This window comes from Candidatus Omnitrophota bacterium, from assembly GCA_026387175.1.
GTDB lineage: Bacteria > Omnitrophota > Gorgyraeia > 2-01-FULL-45-10 > 2-01-FULL-45-10 > CAIMPC01.
In genome coordinates this window covers 1-22,688 of the sequence record JAPLME010000008.1, presented here as the reverse complement: position 1 = coordinate 22,688, position 22,688 = coordinate 1, and the positions used below count along the sequence as shown (strand labels likewise).

Genomic DNA, 22,688 nt, shown 5'->3' with positions numbered 1-22,688 from the left:
GTAGAGAGATTATATCATATATTTATGTTAAATTAATAGAAAGATAGCTATCTTTTTTCTGCCTAACATTGTTGAGATTGCTTCTCCCGCCTATAGGAAAACTGCGGGCGGGATCGCAATAACGACGGGGGTAATTCTGGTGGCTGGGCCGTTACAGTTTTTTGATTTGAGGCACAGCGAGGGAAAATAGATACAGAGCAGCAACCAATATACATAGATATGCAAATAGGTCACCGTAAATCGTATAAAACGTCCTTGTATTAGTGAGGACAATATCATCAACTTTAAAGCCATCGACAAATGTACTCTTGCCTTCAGAACTCACCGAGCCGGTGATCCTGCCCTTCTGGTCTATGAAGCAGGAGACTCCAGTGTTGGCGGCCCTTACAACGTTGACCCTGTTCTCCACGGCCCTGAATACGGAACTTTGAACGTGCTGATTCGGCGCGCACGAATTCCCGAACCAGGCGTCATTGGTGATATTTACAAGAAAGTTGGCGCCGTTCTTCACAAACTGTCTGGAAATCTCAGGAAATATATCCTCAAAACATATCAGGGCGGCGAACTTCACCTTCTTTACGAGCTTCCAATTATAATCGTCGGTCTTCAGGTTCCGCTGCACGATAAATTTAAAGACCGTATATTCTTTGCCGGGCGAGAAATCCCCTATGGTCGCCTTTGTGAATTTTTCTACAAATGAAAATATATTCTTAGCCGGAATGAACTCACCAAAAGGAACGAGATGGATCTTATCATAACTGTCCAACAACTTTCCGTCTTTATCGAATAGCGTGGCGCTGTTGTAATAGACATCTTCGCCGCCGGATCCCTGTCTTGGCTCTCCGACCAGCAGGGCGGCATGTGCACTTCTTGCCGCTCCCGTAACCCGCTGAAACAGGTCTTCTTCTGTCTCAAGAAAACCAGGAACCGATGACTCGGGCCATACGATAAGATCGGGAGAATTTTTTGCCGCGGCCGCGGTCAGCGCCTCGTACTTATCTATTATCGACTGCCGGAACGCGGAATCCCATTTTTCATCCTGAGCTATGTTACCCTGCACCACGGCGACCTTAAGCCGCTGGCCCGTAAAGATATTATTTAACCTCAATACACCGTATCCGGCGGCAAGAAATACGAATGCAAGGGCAATAACTGGATAAAGCGTCGAGTACTTCCTCTTCCGCATGTCTTTAATAGTGAAGAATATGGCGGTGTTAACCAGGACTATAAGAAAGCTTACGCCGTAACTGCCCACGGTATCCGCTATCTGTATCATCGGAAGATTGTGACTTTGAGAGTGGGCCAGAAGATTCCATCCGAAGCCGCTAAAGACATGCGATCTGAAATATTCAAGCGCCGTCCATACAGAAGGGATCACAAATAACGATAGGTGCGATGGACAGGAAACGGCCGGCGAAATAATAAGCCCGAATATGCCAAAGTAGACAGCCAGGTATAAAATGGCCGCTACCATCCCGGGGAGAGTTACATGTATCAGCCAATATACGGTCCCGAAGAAAAACAACACCCCGGTAAAATAGGCCGCCGCGAATGCCCTTAACGGCTTTTGCCCTTCGACAGCGAAGAATAGCGGCACAAGGGCCGCCCAGGCAAATAACCATAAATTGTAATCAGGGAATGATATTATAAGCAGGGTCGAAGAGAGTGTGGCAAGAAATATCCGCATTCCTATCTTCCGCAGCATTTTTTGTATTTCTTTCCGCTCCCGCACGGGCACGGATCGTTTCTGCCGACCTTAGGCTCTTCTCTCTTGAAAGGGACGGTGTGTTGTTCCGGCAACTGCCCTGAATAGTTCGCGGCGGCTTCGGGATCAGCTTGTGCCAGTGAATCAGCGAACTGAGTCTTCTCTTCATGCATAAGCTGCTGTTTCGAGAAGTCAAACACCGAAGACTCCTTCTTTGTTTCCTTTACGGCTTTTACTTTGAAAAGATATTCGACCACCTCTTCCTTAATACGATTTATCATGTCCATGAACATATTGTAGCCTTCATGCTGATACTCTATCAAAGGATCTCGCTGGCCGTAAGCCCTTAAGCCTATACCTTCCCTCAAAGCATCCATGGCGTAGAGATGGTCCTTCCATCTCGTATCGACCACTTGAAGCAATATCATCCTTTCGAGGTATCTGGCCATCTCCGGACCGAGCTCCTTCTCCTTCTCTTCGTAAGAGGCTCTTAACTTTTCCAGCAAAACATCCCGTATCTCCGGGACTCTCATCTCTTCGAGATTCAGGCCTCCTGTCTTAAGCGCGAATCTTGAATCCAGATATTGCCTAAATCCCTCAAAATCCCAGTTATCGGCGCTCATCTTCTCATTTACATATGTCTCGAGCGCGCCATCCAGGACCTCTTCCATTATCTCGTATATATATTCTTTAAGGTCATCGCCGAAAAGCACCTTGCGGCGCTCATCGTAAATTACCTCTCTCTGCTTATTCATCACATTATCGTATTCGAGAAGATGTTTTCGTATTTCAAAGTTATGCGATTCGACCCGCTTCTGGGCGGTCTCAATGGCCTTCGTTATGAAAGGATGCTGGATATCCTGTCCCTCTTCCATCCCCATCCTCTCCATGACCGCCTTTATCTTGTCCGAGCCGAATATCCTCATAAGATCATCTTCCAATGAGAGGTAGAACCGGCTCGAGCCCGGATCGCCCTGTCTGCCTGATCGGCCGCGCAGCTGATTATCGATGCGCCGAGCCTCGTGCCGTTCCGTGCCGAGCACATGAAGGCCGCCGAGGTTCGCGACCGATTCGCCCAGCACAATATCCGTGCCGCGGCCCGCCATGTTGGTCGCGATCGTTACGCTGTATTTCTGTCCGGCCTTCGCGATTATCTCGGCTTCCATCTCATGGTACTTCGCGTTCAGCACATGGTGCGGCACGCTCATCCGCTTCAACAAGCCGCTCAAGTGCTCCGACTTCTCGATCGAAATGGTTCCGACCAGGACCGGCCTTCCGGCCTGATGAAGCTGGGCTATCTCATTGCAAACCGCGTTAAATTTCTCCCGCTCCGTTTTATATATGACATCGGGATGATTGGCCCTTTTCATCGGCCTGTTGGTCGGCATCACCACTACGTCAAGGCCGTATATCCTTCCGAACTCGACGGCCTCGGTCTCCGCAGTACCGGTCATACCGGCAAGCTTCTTGTACATCCTGAAATAATTTTGAAATGTTATCGTGGCGAGGGTCTGGTTCTCCCTCTCTATCTTCACGTTCTCCTTAGCCTCAACAGCCTGATGCAGGCCGTCGGACCATCTCCTCCCCGGCATAAGGCGCCCGGTAAACTCGTCGACGATCATAACTTCGCCGTCTTTCACGACATAATCGACGTCTTTCTCATAAAGCGCATGCGCCCTTATGGCCTGCCTTATGTGGTGTTCCCACTCGGACTGGATATCCTCATATAGGTTCTTGACGCCGATCAGATCCTGGCAGCGGACCACTCCCTCTTCGGTAAGGTTGACCGTATGGTTCTTTTCGTTCACCACATAATCTATGCCCTTCTCTATATCGAGCCCTTTATGTTTTGCCTCGATCTCTTCCTTGTCGGTTATCGTCTTGCCTTTCAATTTCGGCACTATCTTGTTGATTATATAATACTTATCGGTGGATTCTTCGGCCGGCCCCGATATGATGAGCGGAGTCCTTGATTCATCTATGAGTATAGAATCAACCTCGTCCACTATCGCGTAATTTAAAGGGCGCTGAACCATGTCGTCTTTATGTATGACCATATTATCCCTGAGATAATCGAAACCGAACTCGTTGTTCGTTCCATATGTCACATCGCAGGCATAGGCCTCTTTTCTTGAACGCTGGTCCATATCATGCTGTATGGTCCCTACGCTCAAGCCCAGAAATTCATAAATCGGCCCCATCCAGTTACGGTCTCTCTTGGCCAGATAATCATTCACCGTGACTACATGCACTCCTTCGCCCGTAAGCGCGTTCAGATAGACAGGCAGCGTCGCGACAAGCGTCTTTCCCTCTCCTGTGGCCATTTCGGCAATCTTCCCCCGATGCAGGACCAAGCCTCCCATCAGCTGCACATCAAAATGGCGCATCTTGACGGTCCTTTTAGATGCCTCGCGCACGACCGCAAAGGCCTCGGGTAGCACCTCTTCGAATATGCCATTCTTAACATCTCTGTACTTACGCCTGAATTTCTCCTTCTCACCCGGTGATGTCGCCGCCTTGTAAGCGGCGTCAATCTCCTCGAGCTCTTCTCTCAAGTCTTTATACTTCTCCGCTATCTTTATCTTAAACTCGGCCGTCTTATTGCGGAGATCAGTATCGGATAATCCCGAGACCGCGCTCTCCAGCGAGTTTATCTGTTCGACGACCGGCCTGACGTCCTTCAGCGCTCTCTCGTTCTGTGTGCCGATTATCTTCTTCAATATAAAATTTACCATTTTCGCCTCTAATTTTTCGTCATCTTAAGGTATGCTTCTATGAAATTATCTATCTTCCCGTCCAAGACGGCCTGCGCGTTACCCGTCTCGCAATCCGTCCTATGGTCCTTAACCATCGAATAAGGATGCAGCACATAAGACCGTATCTGGCTTCCCCACGCTATCTCCTTCTTTGCCTCGTAGGCGCTCTCGATCTTCTTCACTTTCTTCTGCCTCTCCCTTTCGTATAATTTCGCCTTCAGTATCTTCATGGAGACCTGCTTATTTTTAAACTGCGATCTTTCATTCTGGCATTGGACAACGATACCGCTGGGTATGTGCGTGATACGGACCGCAGAGTCTGTTTTGTTTACATGCTGTCCGCCCTTGCCGCCGGCCCTGTATGTGTCTATTTTAAGATCCGGCTCTTTTATATCTATCTGGATATCGTCCGATATCTCCGGAATTACGTCGACCGATGCGAACGAGGTATGCCGCCGTTTGTTCGAATCGAACGGCGATATCCTGACAAGGCGGTGGACACCTGATTCCGACTTCAAAAGGCCGAAAGCATAATCCCCTTTTATCATAACGGTTACGCTCTTTATCCCCGCCTCTTCGCCCTGCATCTGATCTATCGTATCTATCGTGTAACCCTTTCCTTCAGCCCATTTATAATACATCCTGAGGAGCATCTCTGCCCAATCGCAGGATTCCGTTCCGCCGGCTCCGGCATTTATGCTGAGTATGGCATTATTTCTGTCCGCATCCTCAGAAAGCCAGCTGTTAAACTCAAGGCGGTCGAGCTTCCCGGAGAGCTTCGTCAACTCGTCCCTGAAATGTTTTAAAGACTCCTGGTCGTCCGGCCCGGCGATGCTTACGATCTCCTTTATGTCTTTGAATTCATTTGCTATCTTAAGGAAGGGATCGGCTGTAGATTTGAAGTCCTTTAAATTCTTAATAACTTCTTTGGCATGCGCCTCATCATTCCAAAAATCGGAGCCGGATATCTCGGCCTCGAGCTCTTTTATCCTCTTATCTTTAAGGTCGACGTCAAAGATAACCTCTTAGGTTATTCAGCTTCTCTTCGATCGTCTTGATGGCTTCTTTCAACTCTTCTATCATTTGGGCGCAAATCTCCTTTTCGATGATTATAACAGCTTAAACAGGCTCAAGTCAACGCCTTCACGCTCCAGCATCTTACGCTTCAGAGCAGGGCCTTTAGCGAACCCGCCTATGGAATGGTCCGACCTCACCACCCTATGGCACGGCACGATTCCAGAATACGGATTCTTATTGAGGGCGTTACCAACCGCCCTTGACGAGCGGGGTTTTCCTATTCGTGCGGCAATCCATTTATACGAACGGGTTTCGCCTTTTGGAATATCAAGGGTCGCTCTGTACACTTTGCGTTCAAAATCGCTTATCATCTATGCCTCCTAAATCCCGGTAATATCTTCCGTGAGCGAACATGCTTATGGTATGTGATAGCAAAGCGATGGGCCTCATTGCGTATGCGCTCCAATAGGTGCAGCGCCTTGGAATCTCTCGGCAGTATTATCGGGTCGGGCCTCTCTTTCGAATATATATGCTCAAATTCTTTCGCCAGACCGATTATCGGTATATCCGAGAGCCCCAACCTCGTCAATTCTACTGACGCAGCAGCCAGGTGGCCCTTGCCGCCGTCTATCAGGATAAGATCGGGCAATCTCTTGTTTTCATTAAGCAACCGAGAGTAGCGCCGCCTTACGATCTCGCGCATCATCGAATAATCATCCACTCCCGTCACATTTTTTATCTTGAACCTTCTATACTCGCTCTTCCTGGGCCTGCCTTTATAAAAATAGACCATAGACCCTACAGCGGCCTCACCCATTATATTCGACACGTCAAATGCCTCTATGATCTCGATCGATCCCTTTATGCCGAGCATGTCCCTTAGCTCTTCAACCTCCTCGCGAGGCAGATAGCTTATCGCTTTCTCTTTGATCGAGCTCAGGGCCTCTATCCTGGCTTTTAACCGGCCCGCCTCTTCATAGTCCTCTCTTTTTGAGGCCTCCATCATCTTCCCAGCCAGATGTTTTATAAGGGCTGACCTGTCTCCTTCAAGGAATAACTTAAGTTCCGCAACCGTATCCATGTAACTCTTCCAGTCCACTTTCTTCGCGCACGGGCCCGGACACTGCTTAATATGATAATTCAGACAGACACTCTTGGGCATCCTGACACATGTACGGAGCGGAAACATCCTGCGAAGCATTACGAGCGCTTCCCTAAGAAGCTTCGCGCTTGTATAAGGGCCGTAATAGAGCGCTTCGTCATCGGCCTTCTTGCGCGTAATTAATAAACGGGGAAATTCTTCGTTCATGGTAAGTTTCAGCCTCGGGTAGCTCTTATCATCTTTCAGCGCGACGTTGTACTTAGGCGCAAGCTGTTTGATAAGGCTATTTTCATATATGAGCGCCTCTGCCTCCGTCGATGTTCCGATATACGCTATATCCGCCACCTTGCCGGCCATAACCCTGGTCCTTTCGGCAAGCGCACGATGCGGATAAAAATAGCTAGAGGCTCTCTTCCTTAAATTTATCGCTTTCCCCACATAAAGGACACTGCCGGACGAGTCCTTCATTATATATACTCCCGGCGATACGGGGAGCCCCCTTACCTTCTCTCTGATATCCATGTAGAAAAACCTCTTATCTCTTTCACGCCGATAATATACCCGACCGCGAGAAATGAGATCATACCAGACGCTATCGTGACACAAAGACCAACAGGGCCTAAATGCGCCAGCATTATCGATAATGCTTTTAAGACCGCCGTCATAACAAGGCTGGCGGCCAATACTCTTAAGAACGAATCGATTATGGCTTTAGTACCGAAGTCACCCAGTTTATTCCTGAGTAAAATGTAGAGCGTTATGAAGTTGAAGCTTGCGCTTATGCTCGTGGCTAGCGCTAATCCTCCCAGCTTCATGGGCCACATCAATATCAGACTAAAGGTTATATTTATAAGCACGGCCGCAAAGGCGGTTTTTACAGGGGTTCTGGTATCATGCATCGAATAGAAAGCAGTAACCAATAACTTTATGCCGCCGTATGATAATAATCCGAATGAGTAAAAGAAGAGGGCGCTTTCGGTTATGGAGGTGGAATAGGCCGTAAACGCGCCCCTCTGAAATAGTATCCTTATTATGGGCAGCCCAAGCACGGCCAGAGCAAAACTCGCGGGCGTCATTATTAAGAAAACTGTCCGAAGAGAAAACGAAAGAGTCCCCTTCATCTGCTCTATATCGTTCGAAGCGAATTCCCTGCTCATCTTAGGAAGCGCGGCTTGAGCAAGCGCAAGCCCGAATATGGCCAGCGGAAATTGTATGAGCCTGTTCGCGTAATATAATGCCGCGACACCGCCTGCTCCGACCACTGAAGAGAGAGAAGCAAGTATCGTATCGACGAATATATTTATCTGATATACGGCGGAACCGAGCGCGCGGGGCATCAGCAATTTCCCTATCCTCTTCACGGCCGGATGCCTGAACCCGTCTTTTAACCTTATGCTGATCCCGTGTCCATACATGAACGGCATATTCAATGCCAGTTGAACAGCTCCCCCGGCCAGCACTCCTATGGCAAGGCCCATCACGCCTATCCTCGGATATAGCCATACTGTCGAGACGATCAGTAACAGGTTCATCAGGCACGGCCCGAATGCCGGCGCGGCAAAATGCTTAAGCGAATTCAATATTCCCATCGAGTACGCTGTGAGCCCTATTACAATAAGATACGGGAACATCATGCGGTTTAACATGACCGTCATCTGAAATTTCTCGGGATCGGCCATAAAACCGGGCGCCATGACCCGGACAATAACAGGTGAGAATATTATACCCAGAACGGTCAATACCGAAAGGGTTGCCAGCGATATATTGAATAGGACCCTCGATGCGCGAACGAACTCTTTTTCATCTCCCAGGGCCTTATACTCGGAAAGGACGGGCACTATGGCCGAATTCATCGCCCCTTCGCCGACAAGGTCTCTAAGCGTATTCGGGATCCTGAACGCTACTACAAAAGCCTGGGCGATCATGCTCGTGCCGAAAAAATTCGCGAATACAATGTCCCTTATAAAGCCCAACACCCTGCTCAGGGCCGTCGCGAAGCCGATAACGCCTGTCGAACGCATCATACTTTTATTACTCATAAAAAGGTTGACCTCAAATACCCTAAATGTTATAATTACACGATTTAATTCAGTTGATAAAAGATATTTCAAATCTAAGGAGTCGAAAAGTGCCAATCGAAAGAACCGCGTATAAAGAGCTCAGGAAAGCCAAACTCAGGCATTTCAAGAACATATCCACAAAGACCGAAATAAGGACCCTTGTCAAGGGCTTCGAAAAGCTCGTAGCAGACAAAAAACCGGATGAAGCCAAAAAAGCGCTTAATACGGTTGTTTCTAAAATAGATAAGGCCGCGTCAAAAGGGGTTTTAAAGAGTAATACCGCATCCAGAAAGATAACCCGCCTTATGAAGAAATTCTCATCTCTAAAGAAGGCATAACCTTATAAGAGCGAGTTCCAGGACCGTTCCGGGGCTAAATTTGGATCTTTTTATATCCAGATCTGCCCGCAGCAGAAGCTCTATATTCGATCTTATCTTTCCCATATTAAATCCGGCAAGCTGCCTGAAAAACTCATCCTGAAATCTCCGGCCGATCCTTAAAATAGAGGCAATAGTATAGTCATTTTCGCCCCTTTCTTTTAAGGTCTTGGCTTTTAACATCCTCTTAAGGTGCCAGGAGAGGATACCTATTATCTCATATTCTTTCTTGCCGTTAGAGGTCAAATTCGAACTTATCTTTATGGCATCGGTTATATTCCTTCGGCCTATCGCATCGGTTATGTCGAATGCGGAGATGACCAGGCTTTTGCCGACAAGCTCTTCCACGTCATCCGAGCTTATCTCTTTCCTCGAGCCTATAAATGTAACTAATTTGTCCAGTTCCTGCGAAAGATAAGACAGATCATTACCCTCGAGTTCTTTTAATATGGCAGAGGCGCCATTGTCTATCGTTTTGCCTTTTTCGCCGACATAGCTCTTCATCCAGGATATGAGCATAGAACCCGTAGGCATTCCAAGATACCGGACACTGATCCGCTTAATGGCTTCATCATAATCTTTTAATACGGAATCATTCTTAGCTTCCAGGATAAGATATGCGGACTTTGAAGGTTTTTTTATGTAATCTATAAGACTATTCCTGAACTCATCAGGCGCCTTCTCTATATCCTTTATAACGATGAGCCGCTTATCGGATAAAAGCGGCACGGTATTAAGCTGGCTGAAAACCTCTCCCGCTTCAAGCTCACCGCCATAGAATGTTATTTGGTCATATTGGTATTGGGATTTTCCCTGGAGGGACGACCTCAGGTCTTTTAAGGCTTCTTCTTTCAGGTATTTATCGTCTCCGATAAATAAAAAGACCGAGACTTGCGGAGTTACCATGCCTCAATAGTTCTCTCTACTATACGCTTTGCAAGATCATCTATTGCATCATTTATCGCCGCGGCCTCGCTTTTCGAGCCACTGCCTGAGAGGCGGTATGTGGTTTCTCCGGCGAACCCCTTCTCTGTCCAGAGAACCTTACCGTTTAAAGCATCTTCAAGCTGCATATTAACTATAAGCTTTATTCTATATTCTTCCACGTTGTCATTCGCGTCATAACGCAGGGAATCCCGCTTATAGTCGACCAACTCGCTCTTCAATACAAGGTTTGCTTTCTCTTCGGGAGCTATCTTAAGGTTCCCATCAAACAGAAACCTGTCTATCACAGCCTTTGTTATATCGGTCTCCATGCCGGGCCTGTAGCCTCTGTACATTCTGAGCTCGCTCTGTTCGGCGGCGACATTGATACTGTTTTTGACATTTTCCACGCATATTGTCTTAAACTCGGGAGGCAGTAAAGATGCCGTCGTGTACCCGCATCCGGAAACGGCCAATAGCGATATTAAAGATAGCGTCATAAGGCATTTATTCATCTTTTTTTGTCCCTTCCGTTTTCTTATCAAAATTGAGCGGCGCCCATCCTTTTTTAGTCTTATTTTTATCGGACTTTTCGGTTTTGCTTTCAGTCTTTTTATCGATGTTGAGGCCGTAAGCCCACCATCTCTTCTTAGCCGGGGGCTTAACAACTTCTGCCGGTTTCTCTGCAACAGACGCCGGTGCAGCCACAACAGGAGCGGTCCCAACAGGCGCCGCCACAACAGCGGGCGGCGTAGCTGCCTCAGAAGGCGCTGCGATAGGTGACACAGCGGCAGGGGCCGTTTCAACAGGCGCAGCTGTAACAGGAGCTGATTCGACAGGAGCTACTGCGGCAGCTGGTGCCGTAACAACAGCGGGAGCCGCTATGGCGGCCGGCGCGGTCTTCTGGGGCGCGATCTTCTTAACTTTCTTTTCGCTTTTACCGAACCATGGAGTCCAGCCCTTCTTTCCGGCCTCAAACTCCGCCGCGGGCTTATGCGAATAGTTGCCGCTCTTAAGATCCCTTATCCTTGTAACCGCTATTTCCGCGGAAATACTGTCTGGATACCTGTCGATCACATCCTGATAATATATTATAGCGCTTACATAATGTTTCTGCTTCTCGTAAAACTCCGCGGTCATGAATGACTTTTCCGCCGCCTTGTTCTTAAGGCGCTTTATGGTCGTATGCGCCTCTTTGGTTAATTTCTCATCGGCAGTGGTACCTGCAAATTCCTCGAAAGCTTTCAGGGCCTTATCGGTCGGGGCGGCGTCATATGCCGGCGAAAGAGATGCCTTATATGCGCTATTAGCCATCTCATATCTTGCCTGCTCATATAGCTTAGAAGAGGGGTAATCATCGAGTATCTTCTGGAAAGCGATCGTGGCCTCATCATACCTGCCGGCATCCTTCATGGTCGCTGCCATTTTGAACTGCGCCTCATCGGCAAGTTTTCCGAACGGCGCGTTCTCGACAACTTTCTTATATATCTCGACGGCTCTGTCGTAAGACGTCATTATCTCCGCGCCCAACACCTTGGGGTTCTTTTTCGACGCGTAGATATTGCCTATATTGAATTCTCTGGATATTATCTCATCTATATTGCTTACGTGGGGAAAATTGTCTATCGCTTTCTGGTAGCTCTGAAAAGCTATATAATATTTACCCTGGCTATCATAAGACAGGCCGGCATAATACTGAGCTTCAGCGGCATACTCGGAATATTCATAGTTCTTCACAAGCTTCTCGAATTCTGTAGCGGCCCTTTTATAGTCTTTAGCGTTATAAAAGTCCATCGCCCAGTCGTATTGTTCTTTTGGGGTGTCCTTAACAGCGTACTTGGGATTTATAAACTTTTTCGTTTCGGGGGTCCAGACCCAATAAGCCCGGGCCGTGTATGGTAACACGAGTAAGAGCAGCAGGTTCACTATTATTATAATAGGTATAAATCTTTTCATAATTAGGTAGGATTATACCATGCAGCTATCGGAGTAGTCAAAAGAAAGTGATGAAAGGATTATATCGTTTTGGGAAGGTCAGGGTTTACGCTGGCAGAGCTCAGGCTCTGGTTTACAAAATTGAGGATATTGGTCTTATCTTCTCTATTAATTTCCAGGAATTGATTTCCAAGTTCATACTGGTCGGTCGATGGTATCCTTCTGATCCATGCGACCTTGGAAATTGCCTTGATCGGTTTCAATGTGGTAGGTATAGAGATCTCTACAACCAGACGGCAGGCCAATGATATAAATTTATTCGTATGAAAACAGACTCCGCCTTCGCTTAAATTTACTGAAGTAGCGCCCGCGGGAAGCTCCGTCGCTACACGGAGATTTTTATACCTTATTGGAACGTTGGAGTCTACTCTCTTATAACGTCTCTTATCTTCTATGTTTGCAAAATTCTCCACTCTATTATCCATTTCTCCTATGCTGCGAAACATTATGATTGTTAACTACGATATTACTCTACCATATTTTATGTATATTGTCAAGGTTAGGTAGAAAAAAGCTAGTTATCCTCCAGGTACGGTTTCGCATCATACGACTCTTTATTCACCGACACTATGACAGTACCATTATCTTTAGTTTTATAAATAATTGGATTTGAATCAGTTAAAGCTTTTAATGTCTTCTGTGACGGCGCCCTATATTTATTCATTTTAGCGACGCTGATAACCGCGATTTTAGCGCCGGAGGCGTCAAAAAAGTTTTTTACAGCGGCCTCGCTTCCTACATTCCCACCATGATGCGGTATCTTGATAATATCCGATCCCAAAAAATTTCCATATTTATCCGTCATCCTTTCGAGAGCATAGCCGCTGGCGTCGCCGCAAAAAAGCGCGTCGAAAGTTCTATAATGAATTTTCAGGACCAGGGAATTTTCATTACAGTCGGCGATCTCCTTATTTTTCTCGGGGTTAAGCACAAAGATCGTTCCGCCGTTAAAATTAATAGCATCGCCCTCTCTCATTATTTCGTGACGTATTTTTTTAGTTTTGACTGCGCGCTGATATTTGTCAAATATCACGCTTTTTTCACAGGAGGCGCCACTATCCATAACGCGATCGACTTTAAAGTTCTCTAGTATATATATAATTCCGCCAAGGTGGTCTTCGTGAAAATGTGTCACGATCACAGCGTCAAGCTTATTTATCTTTTTATTCCATAAGTACGGCGCCACCACTGACCTGGCAGCATCGAAACTCTCTTCATCGCCGCCCGAACCGGCGTCAATCAGCACATTTTCCCCTCCGGGAAGCTCTACGAGAGCTGAGTCCCCCTGCCCTACATCCAGAAAAGTGATTTTTAAGAGCCCGTCTTTTATCGCCAAGGCATCCGACCATACCAGTCCGTTAAAAAATAGCAACATCAGTATGAGCATCCCGGCCCTTCGAAGCTTGAGTTTTCCAAACTCGACCCTGGGAGGCATGACGATCAGAGATATCGCGGCATAATAAATAATCATAAACTCCGGAGACGGAGCGGCGACGCGTATATAGGCAAACGGGAAGCCTGCGAGGAAATGGTTTACCGTAAAAATAGTTCCGCAAAACGCGCTTATTCCATGGGCTACAATCCCCGCTAAAAATTCGGAAAGGATGTCCGCAAGTAAAAATATAAAAGAGGCCGCGGTCAATAAGAATAATGCCGGAACCACAACGAGGTTCGCAATCAAAGCCACCGGAGATATGATGTTAAAATAAAAGGCTACGATCGGCCATGTACCGAGCCACGCGGCGATGGAGACTGAGACAGCGCTCAATATGTATAATCTGGATTTACCCCAAAATGAATTACGCTTGATCATATCTATCCCAAGGAAACTGTTTATTTTTGGCATGAATATTATCATGCTGGCAATCGATATGAATGATAATTGAAAACTTGGGTCAAAGAGCTCTTTAGGACTCGCTAAAAGCATTATAAATGCGGTAAATGCCAGAGAATTCAGCATCTCCGATTCCCTGTCTATCAGATATCCGGCTACAAATACTATAAATATTATAACCGCCCTTACTATGGGCGGGCTTGAACCGGCTATAAATGTGTACAGAATCATTATGCAAGCAACCAGGACCAGGCTTATCTTCTTCGGCAGCCTGAAAAGCGCCAGCGCACCCAGGAAGATCGCGGCGATCAGGCCGACATTAAGCCCGCTTATGGCAATTGCGTGGATCGTCCCCGTCTTTATGAAATCGTTATTCAAGCTGTATCTCAGATCGGTCCTGTCTCCTATCATTATAGCTTTGATAAAACCGCTATACGGAGCTTCGAAGTGCTTATCCATAACCGTTCGCATCCAATTTCGTAAGCGGTAAGCCACGGCCTTAACGGGGTTTGAAATACGATCGCTTACTATTTCTACGGCATCTCCCTCTTTAACTCTGAATCGAGCGTATATATCTTTTATCGCTAAATATTTTGTGTAGTCAAATAGCCCGGGATTTTTCAACCCGACGGGTTTTGATATTATCCCTTCAATTATTATTTTCTGGCCGAAATGAAGCGGTTCTTTAACGCGGGCATACAGACCCACATCGATGAGTCCCCTCGATTCGCGCCAGGAACCGCCTTCTTTCACAGAATCCACGTTTAATACAAAACTAGTTTTGCTTTTATGATAGGATGTAAAGCTGACTATGGGGTCATCCGAGATAACGCCCTGCAAAGACACCTTTACAGGAGTATCCGATGCGAATCTCGATATATGATCGCCCGGAAGTATGATGGAATTCTGGTAATAGAGGATACCGAATAAAAATACGGCTATATATAACGCTGTGTGCGAAAGCAGGTTCTTTTTAATGGATAATATCGAAACCAGCAGGAAGAGCGCAGTCAGGGAAAAGGTATAGGCCGGGGAGGCCTTGAAAAGAGCCGAGGAAACTATGCCGAGAGCGAACGGTACCAGGAGGTAAAGGATCGGGCGTTTCATCTACGGCCCTCACTCTAAAGAAACATCGTCTTTTATCTTTGAAAAAAGCTTATCTCCTATGCCCGGCACCTTCTTCAGGTCTTCTGTAGAAACGAATAACCCGTTCTTCAGCCGGTATTCCGCTATACGGCCCGCCAGGACCGGACCTACGCCTTTCAGGCCCGTCAATTCCTCGACAGAGGCCTTGTTGATATTGATCTTTTTACTGCTTTCGGAGATATCTTTGCCGGATGAGACCGGCGAAGCTTGGTGAGATTCTATGCGTAAGTTTCCTACGGGAGACGATCTTCTATAAATTATTACACCTGTGCCGACCAGAAGAGCGGCCAGTAAAAATATTATTAACTTCTTTTCCAGTCTTTCCAGGTTGAACATATCGAATGCCGGATATCTCTTAGGCGGTCATATTACTATGTTAACGAGTTTCTTAGGGACAATTATAAATTTTTTAACAACTTTTCTGGATATCCATTTACTGACTTTAGGATCGGCGAGCGCAAGTTCTTTTAACGCCTCTTCTTTTATATCAACTGGAGCCTCTATCGTAGACCGGAGCTTTCCGTTTATCTGGACAGGCATGGTGATAACATTTTCCACTATCGCATCTTTGTCGAACGCGGGCCAGGGCGAACGGAATATGCTGTTCTTCTTCCCTATGAGCTGCCACATCTCTTCGGCGATATGCGGAACGAACGGCGCCAGGAGCACAATAACGCTTTCTGCGGCTTCGTGCAAAACAATGGAACTGCCGGCGTCCTCGGCCTTGCCGATAAGATCGTATGACTCATTCACCAGCTCCATTATAGAGCTTATCGCCGTATTGAAATGAAAACCGCCGTCAAGGTCGTCGGTCACCTTCTTTATTGTCAGATGGATCTTGCGCCGTAAATTCGTCTCTTCCTGCGACAATCCCGCTCCCGCGGGGGCCTTCGCCTTAGAGGTGCGCACTTTCTCGGTCAGCCGCCAAACCCTTCCCAGGAACCTGAAAGCGCCCTCGACTCCCCTATCGGACCACTCGGCGTCCTTTTCCGGGGGCCCTATGAATAGCGTGTAGAGCCTTACCGTGTCCGCGCCGTATTCGTTGATCAGGTCGTCCGGCGAAACGGTATTACCTTTAGATTTCGACATCTTCACGCCGTTCTTCGTGATCATCCCCTGCGTGAAGAGGTTCTTAAACGGTTCGTCAAACCCGACGCGGCCGATATCGTGCAGGAATTTCGTTATGAACCTGGAATAGAGAAGGTGCAGTATCGCGTGCTCCACCCCGCCGATGTACTGATCGACCGGAAGCCATTTATTTACGATGGCCGTATCGAACGGCTTATCATCCGTCCGGGGCGTTATATAGCGTAGATAATACCAGCTCGAATCGACAAATGTATCCATCGTGTCGGTCTCGCGCGAGGCAGCGCCGCCGCAAGCCGGGCATCTGGTATTCACGAATTCCTTAGACGCCCTGAGCGGCGACTCGCCGGTCGGTCTGAACTCCACATCATGGGGCAGTAAGACCGGAAGATCTTTATCCGGCACAGGAACGGTGCCGCATTTGCCGCAGTAGACTATCGGGATCGGGGCGCCCCAGTATCTCTGGCGCGAGATAAGCCAGTCGCGAAGCTTATACTGCGTCGAGTGCTTTCCATACCCGTTCTTTTCGAAATAATCGGCTATCTTTTCTATGGCCGAAGGCGAAGGCATATCATTAAACTGTCCGGAGTTAGTCATAGCGCCTTCGTCCGTATATGCTTCTTTCATGGTTCCCGCGTTCAATGGGTTTTCAGGATTATCTATAACGATAGTTATCGGAAGTTGATATTTCTTCGCGAAATCGAAATCCCTCTGGTCATGGGCAGGGACCGCCATGATAGCGCCCGACCCGTATTCCATCAGGATATAATTTGCCACATAGACAGGCATCTTATTGCCGTTCACCGGGTTTATGACATATCGGCCGGTAAATACGCCCTCTTTTTCGATTTTCGCGTCGGAGCGGTCGATCCTGGAGACATCGCGCATCTTCTGTATCTCTTTCGATAGTCTTGCCTCATCCTTAGCGCCTTTTATTAAACCAAGGGCCATCGGATGCTCCGGAGCTATGGCCATAAACGTAGCGCCGTATATGGTGTCGACTCTGGTCGTGAAGCACCTGAGGGTCCCGCCGGATCCCTCCATTTTGAAATCTATCTCCACGCCGCGGCTCCTGCCGATCCAGTTGCGCTGCATGACCTTCACGCGCTCCGGCCAATCGGTCAGTTTATCGATATCGTTCAACAGCCGGTCCGCGTACTCCGTGATCTTAAAGAACCATTGCTCCAGATCTTTCTGTGTCACTTCCGTGGAACAGCGCTCGCAGGCGTTCTCTACGACCTGTTCGTTCGCAAGCACCGTCTTGCAGGATGGGCACCAATTGACAAAAGCCTTCTTCTTATAGGCCAATCCCTTCTCGTATAGTTTCAGAAATATCCACTGTGTCCACTTGTAGTATGACGGAAGGCACGAGATGACTTCCCTATCCCAATCGTATTCGACGCCCCAGCGGTTAAACTGGGTTTTCATGGTATTGATATTATTTAGGGTGGAGGTCTCGGGATGGATGCCGCCTTTTATGGCGGCGTTCTCGGCCGGAAGGCCGAACGCGTCGAATCCCATCGGCGTCAGCACATTGAAACCGCGCATCATCTTATAGCGCGCGACCGCGTCGCCTATGATATAGTTGCGACCATGGCCGACATGAAGCGCCGCCGACGGATATGGGAACATCATCAGGCAATAATATTTGTTCGCGGCATCATTGGTATCTACATTGAATAGCCTCTTCTGGCGCCAGAACCGCTGCCACTTCGGCTCTATCGTATCAAAAGGAAATAGTTTCTCGTCCATCATCTGTCCTTGATCATCTTTTTTGCCGAACGCATGTTCATCTTATCGTCTCTATCCGTATTTTTAGGGGTTTCCATTATAAACGCGGCGCCCTTAAGTTTAGGATGATTTATTATGCGCTTCAGGCCCTCGAGACCTATATTGCCTTTTCCGATATGCTGGTGTCTGTCAACATGCGAACCAAGCCCGGAAAGACTGTCATTAAAATGCACTACTTTAATGCGCTGAAGACCGACAAGCTTATCAAACGCTTTCAACGTGGATTCGAGGCCTGCCCTGGTCTTAATATCATAACCGGATTCAAAGGTATGCGCGGTATCCAAACATACGCCTATATTTTCGGTTTCATCCAGGCCATCTATTATGCTTTTGATCTGTTCGAACTTATAGCCTATGATCGATCCTGAACCCGCGGTATTCTCAAGGAGCACCTTCGTCTTTGGTTTCGCCTTATTCATTATTTCATTCAAGGCCTTCGCGAACCTTTTAATGCCATCCGTCTCTCCGCTTCCCACATGGCTTCCAAGATGAGTAACGAAATATTCCGCGCCAAGCTCATCTGAGCGCCCGAGATCTTCAATATAGGCGTCTATCGATTTTCTATAAAGTCCGGCGTCGGGAGACGCGAGATTGATCAGGTAAGGGATATGAACCACTACCGGATTTATATCAAATTCTTTTTTTAGCCGCTTAAACTGCACAATATCTGAAGAGACGAGCTTCCCAGTCTGCCACCCGCGCGGGTTCCGGCTGAAAATCTGCATAGTATTACAGCCAAGAGCCTTCGCGCGTTCAAGCGACTCGTAGATCTTCCCGGCAATCGATACATGTAATCCTATGCGCATAGTTTATTGGTGCCGAGGGAGGGAGTTGAACCCTCATGCCCGTGAGGACACCGGTTTTTGAGACCGGCCTGTATGCCAGTTCCAGCACCTCGGCGCTCGCAAGCTTCTTTCATTGCTTCAACATAAGGGAAAGGAACATTAAGGAAAACCGATTTAGGTTTTCCTTAAACTGCACGAGTATGGTGGAGCTGACGAGAATCGAACTCGTGACCTCACAATGCCATTGTGATGTGATCCCTCTTCACCACAGCCCCATGAATTTTACAATTATATCAGATATTATACGGAATGTATAGAGAAACGGAGATTCGTGAAACGAATCTCCGCAAGCGCAACCCAGGAATTACTGATTAGCTGTTACATCCAGGGTGCCCACCTGACCTACGCCTTCAATAACAAAGTTAAGCATTGTAATCTTGGTCCAATCTATGCCGGTTATTAGAGATTTGTTGACCACCCATGTCTGCTCTGTAACGTCGCTTATGCCCGTAAGATACAGGGAAAATTTTACACCGCTGCTATCTATTATCTCAAATTTGATCCTTGTGTGAGTGCCCTTTATTTTAAATGCCAGAGCATCGATGCTGCTCATATTTATTGTCGAAGTGTAATTAATTGACGCGGCGGCCCAAGTCGTCTGCATTGTGTTATAAGTCAATGTAAAGCCCGTCGAGGTCGTACTGACCGATGCCGTCGCCGCAGGATCGGCCACACCATAAACATTCCTGCCTGTCGTAGGCAGGTTCGGCGCCGGAGGAGCAGGAACTATCGGAGCTGGAGCTATCCACTGAGTAGCTTTTACCCTGTTTACAAATAACGTGCCGCTCTGGTTATCGCCTTCGACTATAAAATACATATAAGCGACTTTTGTCAAGTCTATGCCGGTGAGATCCGACGTCGGGATAGACCAGATCTTTTCATTGTTAAGATCTATGCCGCCCAGATATACGGAAACTGAATTGCCAGCGGAATCCTTGACTTCGAGCTTGACCCTTTGCGGTGTGCCCTGTAATCCAAACACCAGATTCGTCAGGCCGCTTAAGTCTCTGGAGGCCGCGACTCCCGCCACATTATACGCAAACCCCGCACCGGCCCATACGCCGCCGACGGGAATATTGTACACCACTTTCATTCCTCTTTCAGTGGCTTCCGCCGTAGTAACGTTAATCAGAGAATTGATGGCTGGATAATCCACTCCCTGTCCGGGAATATTGATATCCTGGCTTGTCAGGGTTGTTGAAGGTGATATCCACAGAGGGTTCGGCGTTCTGCTGATCCACAACGTACCTGTAGCGTTCTCCGCCTCTACAACGAATGTCACATATTTGACTTTAGTAAGATCTATGCTCTGGAGTAAGGACGTGGGTATCGCAAATATCCTTTCCTGATTCGGGTCGACGCCTTCAAGATAGACTGAGACGGCATTATTCAAGCTGTCTTTAAACTCAACTTTCACCCTATGGCTGTTGCCCTTTACGCCTACTATTATATTTTGCGTACCGCCTAAGTTAACAGGCTGATCATAGACAATGCCTCCAGCCGACCAGCCGCTCTGAATGTTAAAATAGTCGCAAACCCATCCGGTGGCAGTATCAACTATATCTTTAAACGCCAGGAAGTGCTTAGCCTGTAGGGCCTTACGCAGAGCCTCCTGCTCAGCGGTCAACGCTGGCGGCGTAACAACCGATTGACCGCTTAAGCTTAAGGCATTTTGATAAAGGCCTTTTACGGTATCCAACTTATTGATACTGGCAAAATAATTTTCAACATAATTTCCAACCGTATCGCCCTGCAATGCCAATACGATCATCCCATCGTCCAACGCCAGCTTACGATTACTTGTGCTGCCGTTAATAGCGATGGCGTCTTTGAAACCAAACGGCGTATCGATCCCGGTAACGCCGCTCAAAGCGCCTAGCCAGCTCATAGCCATTGAGGGGTCTGTAAGGTACGCAAGCGCTGAAGCATAAGGCGCGCTGACATTCTGCGGCGGCGCGAAGGCCGCGAGAGCAGCGACACCGAACGCTGCATATCCGTCCGCCGTATACGGATTCATAGAAGCAGATAATAATGATGATAATCCATTGGTCTTTGCGAAATAGTCCTGGACAATAGCGAAGTTCCTTAAGGCAACCCCAAAGCCGCTTAATGATCCATTGGCGCTCGACCAGGCCGCCTCTTTGAAGAATATGCTCGGCAAGAACGGCTGGAACATGGAACCGCTGCCAGACTTCAACGTATCTACACTCGCTCCACCCCCTACCGTAACCGTAGTATTCTTCTTCTCGAGATTTGTCCATATAGCCTGGTTTATGCCATCTTGAACTATACCGAATATGACCCCAAGCCTTAATTCGTCGAATATATTATCCGCATAATAAGGCGTTCCATCCGGAAATCCTTGAGGAGTAGCGACATTACTGGAATCTATGTTCAATGCAAGATACATCTTATTTACAGTCGTATCGGTAAGTTTGGTCCAATCCATTCCGTTAAGTATGGTCTGCGCGTTATCCACAAGTAGTTTTATTGGATCCGCGGGATCCGCGCTCGCGTCAGCTTGAGCCTTGTACGCTCCTATAACCGCAGCAAGCGAGGCTGCAAGATTACCGTTATCAGCCTGAGAGATAACATGCACGGCTGCATTAGGATCTTTTTGCGGCACACCATTAACAAAATTATACCAATAGTAAAAACCGTTCCATTTCTGATCTGCAGGAAGATCTTTAAGCGCGGTGATGGATTTTGCAAGCATGGCAAATGCATCTTGCTGACTAACGCCCGTAACAACCAGATCACCTTTTGCTATAAGCAGCCACTGCGTCATAGATAGACCGATATTTGTCGGTGATGTAAATCTTCCAATCTCGCCTACAGCTGGATTTGTATCGTAAGTAAGCTTAAGGCCATATTGCGTAACGTCGACGTTTGCAGTCACGTTGTTGGTACCAGGGAATCTTGTGATTCCGGGGGAATAAAGACTTTGAGACGGAAGATTTACATCTGCCAGTGGCGAGATTCGCGTTACCCAGGATAGATGAGACGTTCACGGCGTAGTACTGCATGGCGGTGGATGATACGCCTGTTAAATATATGTCGCTCTTATTGCCAAGGGAATCGGTGAGTTCAAGTTTTACGGTACCCTCGGTGCCTTTCACTCCTATTATAAGGGTCTTACCTGTTAAATCGGTTGAGGTGGCGTAACCTAGGTTAGCCCCTATCCAGCCGCCGTTAACGCCGGATTTTGTATCGTAGTTATTTATCGCGAATCCGTAGGTGGTGAGCGTGAGAGTTCCTATTACGGCTGTGGGCTTAAATACACCGGGAGCCGGGTCTGTGAGAGAGTTAATGGGGATATTCACGTCACCGCCGGTCTTAGTGGGGTCATTGGCTGTGGTGATGGTCTTAGGGGTGTAGTTTATGGCTATGTTCCCTGTCTTATTGTCGCCTTCGACTATTACCGCGATGTCCTTTACGCTTGAGAGGTTGGCATTACCTGAGAGCTTCGATAAGTCAATCGAATAGTACTGCATGCTGGAAGACGAGACGCCTGTTAAATATATGGAGCTCTTGTTACCAGACGCGTCGGTGATCTCAAAGCGGAGGGTACCTTCTGTTCCCTGGACTCCCATAACTATTGTAGTCCCCGAGAGGTTCTGGGCTAGAGTGTAATTTAAGTCAGAGCCTATCCAGCCGCCGTTTACTCCACTGGAGGTGTTATATCCTGTTATAGCCATGCCGTGGTCCGTCCTTACCATCGTTCCTGTGGCCGATGAGGGATTTATCATCATGGGCGATGGGACGAATATGTCGGTGGCCGGGATATTGACGTTTATGAGAGACTTCGTCGGATCAGGCGGTATGGTGGACGAGTTTTTCATGTAGTCTATGGCCAAGTTACCTATCTTGTTATCGCCCTCGACCACCACTGTGACGTTCTTAACTTGAGCGAGATTCGCGTTACCCAGGATAGATGAGACGTTCACGGCGTAGTACTGCATGGCGGTGGATGATACGCCTGTTAAATATATGTCGCTCTTATTGCCAAGGGAATCGGTGAGTTCAAGTTTTACGGTACCCTCGGTGCCT

General features: G+C 47.7%; 17 protein-coding genes and 2 tRNA genes. 1 reads left to right on the top strand and 18 read right to left on the bottom strand.

Annotation, left to right across the window (positions count from 1 at the left end; translation table 11 throughout):
• Positions 1–151 precede the first annotated feature (151 nt).
• The 6 genes from lnt to murJ all read right to left on the bottom strand — a co-directional run bounded on the left by lnt (position 152) and on the right by murJ (position 8,619).
• Entirely contained in the window at positions 152–1,705 is a 1,554-nt protein-coding gene (gene lnt, locus NTY76_04475; protein MCX5678344.1) for an apolipoprotein N-acyltransferase, read from the bottom strand.
• Positions 1,690–4,440, bottom strand: coding sequence for a preprotein translocase subunit SecA (gene secA, locus NTY76_04470; GenBank protein ID MCX5678343.1), 2,751 nt, complete (start codon positions 4,438–4,440; stop codon positions 1,690–1,692). Before secA ends, lnt begins: the two co-directional genes overlap by 16 nt.
• 8 nt (positions 4,441–4,448) lie before the next feature.
• Positions 4,449–5,544 (bottom strand): peptide chain release factor 2 gene (gene prfB / locus NTY76_04465; protein MCX5678342.1). Its coding sequence is split into 2 segments (ribosomal slippage): positions 4,449–5,477 and positions 5,479–5,544, totalling 1,095 coding nucleotides; the frame shifts between segments, so codons are not numbered across the junction.
• A 26-nt stretch (positions 5,545–5,570) separates the two neighbouring features.
• Entirely contained in the window at positions 5,571–5,849 is a 279-nt protein-coding gene (locus NTY76_04460; protein MCX5678341.1) for an MGMT family protein, read from the bottom strand.
• Positions 5,846–7,102: an excinuclease ABC subunit UvrC gene (locus NTY76_04455; protein MCX5678340.1), complete on the bottom strand. Its 1,257-nt coding sequence runs from the start codon at positions 7,100–7,102 to the stop codon at positions 5,846–5,848. Before NTY76_04455 ends, NTY76_04460 begins: the two co-directional genes overlap by 4 nt.
• Complete coding sequence (murJ, locus tag NTY76_04450; protein MCX5678339.1) at positions 7,081–8,619, bottom strand: murein biosynthesis integral membrane protein MurJ; 1,539 nt, start codon at positions 8,617–8,619, stop codon at positions 7,081–7,083. Before murJ ends, NTY76_04455 begins: the two co-directional genes overlap by 22 nt.
• A gap of 89 nt (positions 8,620–8,708) precedes the next feature.
• On the opposite strand from murJ, the gene rpsT reads away from it, so the two are divergent.
• Positions 8,709–8,978, top strand: a complete 270-nt coding sequence (gene rpsT, locus NTY76_04445; protein MCX5678338.1) for a 30S ribosomal protein S20 — start codon at positions 8,709–8,711, stop codon at positions 8,976–8,978.
• On the opposite strand, the gene holA is transcribed toward rpsT, so the two are convergent.
• From holA to NTY76_04385, 12 genes are all read right to left on the bottom strand, one after another.
• Complete coding sequence (holA, locus tag NTY76_04440; GenBank protein MCX5678337.1) at positions 8,964–9,923, bottom strand: DNA polymerase III subunit delta; 960 nt, start codon at positions 9,921–9,923, stop codon at positions 8,964–8,966. The genes rpsT and holA overlap by 15 nt on opposite strands.
• Positions 9,917–10,456: an LPS assembly lipoprotein LptE gene (lptE, locus tag NTY76_04435; GenBank protein ID MCX5678336.1), complete on the bottom strand. Its 540-nt coding sequence runs from the start codon at positions 10,454–10,456 to the stop codon at positions 9,917–9,919. The genes holA and lptE overlap by 7 nt, the downstream gene beginning before the upstream one ends.
• Positions 10,449–11,897, bottom strand: coding sequence for a tetratricopeptide repeat protein (locus NTY76_04430; GenBank protein MCX5678335.1), 1,449 nt, complete (start codon positions 11,895–11,897; stop codon positions 10,449–10,451). The genes lptE and NTY76_04430 overlap by 8 nt, the downstream gene beginning before the upstream one ends.
• 59 nt (positions 11,898–11,956) lie before the next feature.
• Positions 11,957–12,361: a PilZ domain-containing protein gene (locus NTY76_04425; GenBank protein ID MCX5678334.1), complete on the bottom strand. Its 405-nt coding sequence runs from the start codon at positions 12,359–12,361 to the stop codon at positions 11,957–11,959.
• Positions 12,362–12,450: 89 nt separating this feature from the next.
• Positions 12,451–14,877 carry a DNA internalization-related competence protein ComEC/Rec2 gene (locus tag NTY76_04420; protein MCX5678333.1) on the bottom strand — a complete coding sequence of 809 codons (2,427 nt, stop codon included), beginning with the start codon at positions 14,875–14,877 and terminating at the stop codon, positions 12,451–12,453.
• 9 nt (positions 14,878–14,886) lie between these two features.
• A complete protein-coding gene (locus NTY76_04415; protein ID MCX5678332.1) occupies positions 14,887–15,252 on the bottom strand; it encodes a ComEA family DNA-binding protein in 366 nt (121 codons plus the stop codon).
• A 27-nt stretch (positions 15,253–15,279) separates the two neighbouring features.
• Entirely contained in the window at positions 15,280–17,754 is a 2,475-nt protein-coding gene (gene leuS, locus NTY76_04410) for a leucine--tRNA ligase (protein MCX5678331.1), read from the bottom strand.
• Positions 17,754–18,599, bottom strand: a complete 846-nt coding sequence (locus NTY76_04405) for a deoxyribonuclease IV (protein ID MCX5678330.1) — start codon at positions 18,597–18,599, stop codon at positions 17,754–17,756. Before NTY76_04405 ends, leuS begins: the two co-directional genes overlap by 1 nt.
• 7 nt (positions 18,600–18,606) lie before the next feature.
• Positions 18,607–18,693, bottom strand: a tRNA-Leu gene (locus tag NTY76_04400).
• An 86-nt stretch (positions 18,694–18,779) separates the two neighbouring features.
• Positions 18,780–18,853 (bottom strand) — tRNA-Ala (locus NTY76_04395).
• 89 nt (positions 18,854–18,942) lie between these two features.
• Positions 18,943–21,426, bottom strand: coding sequence for a hypothetical protein (locus NTY76_04390; protein ID MCX5678329.1), 2,484 nt, complete (start codon positions 21,424–21,426; stop codon positions 18,943–18,945).
• A gap of 73 nt (positions 21,427–21,499) precedes the next feature.
• The coding region (locus tag NTY76_04385) for a hypothetical protein (protein ID MCX5678328.1) at positions 21,500–22,688 on the bottom strand (1,189 nt) is incomplete at its 5' end.

Coding starts and splice junctions, on each gene's coding strand:
- lnt (MCX5678344.1), bottom strand. CDS start 1,705: ATGCTGCGGAAGATAGGAATGCGGATATTTCTTGCCACACTCTCTTCG.
- secA (MCX5678343.1), bottom strand. CDS start 4,440: ATGGTAAATTTTATATTGAAGAAGATAATCGGCACACAGAACGAGAGA.
- NTY76_04460 (MCX5678341.1), bottom strand. CDS start 5,849: ATGATAAGCGATTTTGAACGCAAAGTGTACAGAGCGACCCTTGATATT.
- NTY76_04455 (MCX5678340.1), bottom strand. CDS start 7,102: ATGGATATCAGAGAGAAGGTAAGGGGGCTCCCCGTATCGCCGGGAGTA.
- murJ (MCX5678339.1), bottom strand. CDS start 8,619: ATGAGTAATAAAAGTATGATGCGTTCGACAGGCGTTATCGGCTTCGCG.
- holA (MCX5678337.1), bottom strand. CDS start 9,923: ATGGTAACTCCGCAAGTCTCGGTCTTTTTATTTATCGGAGACGATAAA.
- lptE (MCX5678336.1), bottom strand. CDS start 10,456: ATGAATAAATGCCTTATGACGCTATCTTTAATATCGCTATTGGCCGTT.
- NTY76_04430 (MCX5678335.1), bottom strand. CDS start 11,897: ATGAAAAGATTTATACCTATTATAATAATAGTGAACCTGCTGCTCTTA.
- NTY76_04425 (MCX5678334.1), bottom strand. CDS start 12,361: ATGGATAATAGAGTGGAGAATTTTGCAAACATAGAAGATAAGAGACGT.
- NTY76_04420 (MCX5678333.1), bottom strand. CDS start 14,877: ATGAAACGCCCGATCCTTTACCTCCTGGTACCGTTCGCTCTCGGCATA.
- NTY76_04415 (MCX5678332.1), bottom strand. CDS start 15,252: ATGTTCAACCTGGAAAGACTGGAAAAGAAGTTAATAATATTTTTACTG.
- leuS (MCX5678331.1), bottom strand. CDS start 17,754: ATGGACGAGAAACTATTTCCTTTTGATACGATAGAGCCGAAGTGGCAG.
- NTY76_04405 (MCX5678330.1), bottom strand. CDS start 18,599: ATGCGCATAGGATTACATGTATCGATTGCCGGGAAGATCTACGAGTCG.
- NTY76_04390 (MCX5678329.1), bottom strand. CDS start 21,426: ATGACGCAGTGGCTGCTTATAGCAAAAGGTGATCTGGTTGTTACGGGC.